Genomic DNA, 4,012 nt, shown 5'->3' with positions numbered 1-4,012 from the left:
ACGCCGGTTACGGTGCCGTCGGTCAAGATTGGCATATTGGTAATGCGCAGCGCCACTCTGTGACCGGATTTATGGGTGGCAACCGTTTCGTAATTCTGCGTGATGCCATCGAGCGCCAGGCGGAACTTCACTTCGGTCGTATCGAGCTGGCAACTTTCCACAATTGTATGGAAAGTTTTCTCAGTCAATTCCTCCCGGCTATAGCCGAGCAGCCGAACAAGGGAATCGTTGACATCCATCAAGCGGCCCGAATCATCCATTGAAAAAATGCCGTCCGGATTGTTTTGGAACAAGGATTCATAACGCTGCCTATTCAATTCGAGTTCGCGTGCGATTTTCTTCTGTTCGGTAATATCCCGGATCAACAGCTGGACAGCGGAATCACCTTCGAATTCAATGCTCATGCCGGTCAGCTCGACTTCATGGACGGTTCCTTTCGGCGTTATCCACAATTGTTCGGCGGGCGGGGTGCTGAGGCCCCGATTCATCGACTCAATGCGCGTTTTAGCCGTTTCATGGTAGTCGGGATGAACATAATCGAGTACATTGGTGCCAATCAATTGCTCAGCATCCAATTCGCCAAACATTCGCAGGCAGGCATTGTTGACATACAGTAGCTTGCCGCCGCTATGGATGGCGATCGCTTCCGGCGACAATTCAGCAAGCTTGCGGAAGCGGCGCTCGCTTTCACGAATTTTTTTTAGGTAACGCTGTTCATTGCTCAACTGCTTGCTGTCGAGGTAAGCAAGGTAACCGGCGACTGCAAGCAATAGTAAAATCAGTGCCGATACGACAAAAGCGAGTCCCATATTGGTGAACGATGCAGGGCCCGTGCTTGAAGTGGAGTAGCTCACCGCCTGCATACCGATAAAATGAGCGGCAGAAATCATTGTCCCAAGAATGGTAGCACTTAGGAGTTTTCTTACAGGGGAGTCCGGGCGTTTGCGGTTGCGCGAGAAAATGCGCAAAGCCGCGATCGAAAAGCCAAATGCAACAGCTATAGAAAATAAAAACGGCACGAGATTGAATTGGGGAATTCCGGGAACCTGGGCCGCGGCGTTGCCGATATAATGCATGAACAAAACACCGAAACCGATAGAAAATCCGCTAAAATACAAATGAGCTCTGGGCGGCTGGGATGTGCGCAACACATAGAAGGCAGGAAACGCAGCGCCGATTGCCCCGAGGAGGGAGATGCTTAGCAACACCGGATCGTACTGGACGGGTGCCGCGGAATGGTAAGTCAAGATGCCGATAAAGTGCATGGAAAAGATGCCCATTCCGAAGACCAATGAACTGCCGCCGACCCACCATAACGGGTGGGTACGGCTTTGGTCAGCGATTCGGCCGATTAAAAGAAGGGCAATATAAGAGGCAGCAATGGCCGTCAAGACGGAAAATGCCATGAACACAAGGCGTGCGAATTCGAGAGGCATCGGGAACAGTCCTTTCGCAATCATATTATGGGGACTATTATACCCCAGGTTAGCGGTACGAAAGTACAGAAAAAATACCCATATGACTTATATTTAAAAGAAAATTATGGAAAAAATATAGAAAAAATAAAAAATGTTCATGCTGTCACCTGCCCGAAATCACTTATTACTACGGCTTCGCATATACTCGATGGCGTTAGTGATTTCTTTTACGACTTCCAACTTGGTGCCATTTCCTTGGATGCGCCGGCACCAAACAAAGGCCGAAATGGGTGTGGCAGGTGGATGTTCAATGATCAGGATATCGTAAGGCGGGCCGACGGTTCCATGTGTTGGCACAAAATAAGCTGAATAGAGGGTGGTCTCGACGACCATGCGCCGTACTGGAAATTCCTGTGCCAGCGTATCGGGGTTCAATTCTTTTATGCGGGACAAATCGGGCTCGGTTAATGGAGACATACGAATGCACCTGGCTTTCTATACGATTTCAGTTAGGTCTTTGTCCATACCCGAAACCAAAAAAATGTATGCCCAGAGATACATAATTCTGCAAGCTCATTCAAATAAGGCGATTTTGGGATCTTTGCCGAGGCTATGGACAATCAGTGAATGCAATTGGCCACGGTGATGGGTGAGATGGACAAGCATCTCTAGCAACCATTCGAACCGACTATAGCTGACACCCCAATACGCTGTGTTCATTTTTTGAAGCTGACCTTCATTTAATGGAAGATAGACGTTTTTGAGCCGTTCGAAGCCGTGCATCAATTCGATAATGGCTTGTTCTTTGGATGGAAGCGGCTTGGAGCCGTAAAAAGAGCTCATTTCCGATTCGGAGGCTCCGTTTGCAATGCGCAAGTCCGCTTCGCAAATGAGGGCGATGTGGCCGATGAGTTCGCCGATCGAAAATTTTCCGTCAGTCGGGCGCACATTCCAATCGCTTTCTTCTATAGAAGAGATCAATTCGACGGTCGATGCGACCACAAGCTCGAGCTGGTGAAAGACCTGTTCACAATAAGGGGACATAAGTTCAGCTCCTGTTCCGTTCATTTTCAACAAGCATAGCATTGATGCCAGCGCTGAAATGAATGGATTTCCACAATTTAAAAAGTTTTTTGAAAAAAAGTGATCTAAACTGATCTCCCTTCCGTTGAGCTAGTAGAACAATAAAAACAACTGAGGAGTGATGGATGATGAAAATGAACAAATTGATGGTGGCACTACCACTAAGCTTATCCCTACTAGTACCGACAGCAGCACTTGCAGACAGCCACGGAGGCGGACACGGTGAATCGACGCAGCAGATGGAGGCGCCGACAGCAACGAAAGCGGCAGAACTTCGCATCGCGCTTGATACGGTATTAACTGAGCATGCTTTCCTTGCAGTTGAAGCGATGCGTAAAGGCGTGGACGGAGCAGAAGATTTCGACCAGGCATCCGGCGCATTGTTAGCAAACGCTGAAGACTTGAAAGCGGCAGTCGCTTCAGTCTACGGTGAAGAAGGCGGAGAGCAATTCGATGCTATCTGGCAGTCACATATCGGCTATTTCGTTGACTATGTAACAGCAACTGCAGAAGGCAATGAAGAAGGCAAAGAACAAGCACTAGCTGAATTGGAAGAATACAAAGTCGAGCAAGCAAAATTCTTTGATACGGCTACTGAAGGGCGTTTGTCTGAAGAAGCAGTCGTAGAAGGACTTGATGTCCACGTCGATCAATTGATCGGTGCATTTGATGCATACGTAGAAGGCGACTTCGAAACAGCTTATGAGTGGGAGCGCGAATCCATCCACCACATGAGCATGTTTGCAGAAACATTGTCGATCGCGATCACTGACCAGTTCCCTGAGAAATTCGATAACACAAACCCGGACACGCCGGCAGTTGATCTACGTGCAAGCTTGAACACAACATTCACGGAGCATGCTGGGCTTGCGGCAATGGCTATGCAAGACGGCGCTGATGGAGCGGAGAGCTTCGACCAGGCAGCTGGCGCACTTTTGGCAAACGCAGATGACCTTTCTGCAGCAGTCGGTTCAGTTTACGGCGAAGAAGCCGGCGCACAATTTGAAGAAACGTGGAAATCTCACATCGGCTACTTTGTCGACTACGTGACAGCCACTGGTGAAGGCAATGAAGAAGGACAAGAACAAGCACGTGCTGAATTGGATCAATACATCGTGGACCAAGCAGCATTCTTGGAATCAGCAACTGAAGGCCGTATCCCGGCTGATGCACTTGAAGAAGGTTTGACAGAGCACGTTGAACAATTGCTGACAGCATTCGATAGCTACGTTGCTGGAGATTACGAAACAGCTTACGCTTCGATCCGTGAAGCTTACGCACACATGACAATGCCAGCAGCTGGATTGTCTGCAGCGATCACTGACCAATTCCCTGAACAGTTCGGTGAAGCGGAAATGCCATCTGAAATGCCTTCAACAGGGATGGGCGGCATGAGCGCGAACTCAACAACGCCTTACCTATGGGCTTTGGCTGGACTATTGCTTGCAGCGTTGATCACGACAGTCGCTGTACGCACAAGAAAACAATAATAGTAAGATGATCTTGAAAGC

Annotated in this window: 4 protein-coding genes; 1 reads left to right on the top strand and 3 read right to left on the bottom strand. The window is 48.8% G+C overall.

The window, feature by feature from the left end; translation table 11 throughout:
* The 3 genes from ON064_RS17505 to ON064_RS17495 form a co-directional block, all read right to left on the bottom strand.
* A partial coding sequence (locus tag ON064_RS17505; RefSeq protein ID WP_274625780.1) for a PAS domain S-box protein occupies positions 1-1,436 on the bottom strand: 1,436 nt, incomplete at its 3' end.
* Positions 1,437-1,595: 159 nt separating this feature from the next.
* Complete coding sequence (locus ON064_RS17500) at positions 1,596-1,895, bottom strand: hypothetical protein (protein ID WP_274625779.1); 300 nt, start codon at positions 1,893-1,895, stop codon at positions 1,596-1,598.
* Positions 1,896-1,991: 96 nt separating this feature from the next.
* Positions 1,992-2,462: a DinB family protein gene (locus ON064_RS17495; RefSeq protein ID WP_274625778.1), complete on the bottom strand. Its 471-nt coding sequence runs from the start codon at positions 2,460-2,462 to the stop codon at positions 1,992-1,994.
* A gap of 167 nt (positions 2,463-2,629) precedes the next feature.
* Between ON064_RS17495 and ON064_RS17490 the strand changes: the two genes are divergently transcribed.
* Positions 2,630-3,991 carry a copper amine oxidase gene (locus ON064_RS17490; RefSeq protein ID WP_274625777.1) on the top strand — a complete coding sequence of 454 codons (1,362 nt, stop codon included), beginning with the start codon at positions 2,630-2,632 and terminating at the stop codon, positions 3,989-3,991.
* Positions 3,992-4,012 lie beyond the last annotated feature (21 nt).

The organism is Planococcus sp. A6 (assembly GCF_028823615.1).
Lineage (GTDB): Bacteria > Bacillota > Bacilli > Bacillales_A > Planococcaceae > Planococcus.
This window is presented reverse-complemented; position numbering and strand designations above follow the sequence as displayed.

Excerpts from the sequence above, each read along its gene's own strand:
- ON064_RS17500 (WP_274625779.1), bottom strand. The coding sequence starts at position 1,895 with ATGTCTCCATTAACCGAGCCCGATTTGTCCCGCATAAAAGAATTGAAC.
- ON064_RS17495 (WP_274625778.1), bottom strand. The coding sequence starts at position 2,462 with ATGTCCCCTTATTGTGAACAGGTCTTTCACCAGCTCGAGCTTGTGGTC.
- ON064_RS17490 (WP_274625777.1), top strand. The coding sequence starts at position 2,630 with ATGAAAATGAACAAATTGATGGTGGCACTACCACTAAGCTTATCCCTA.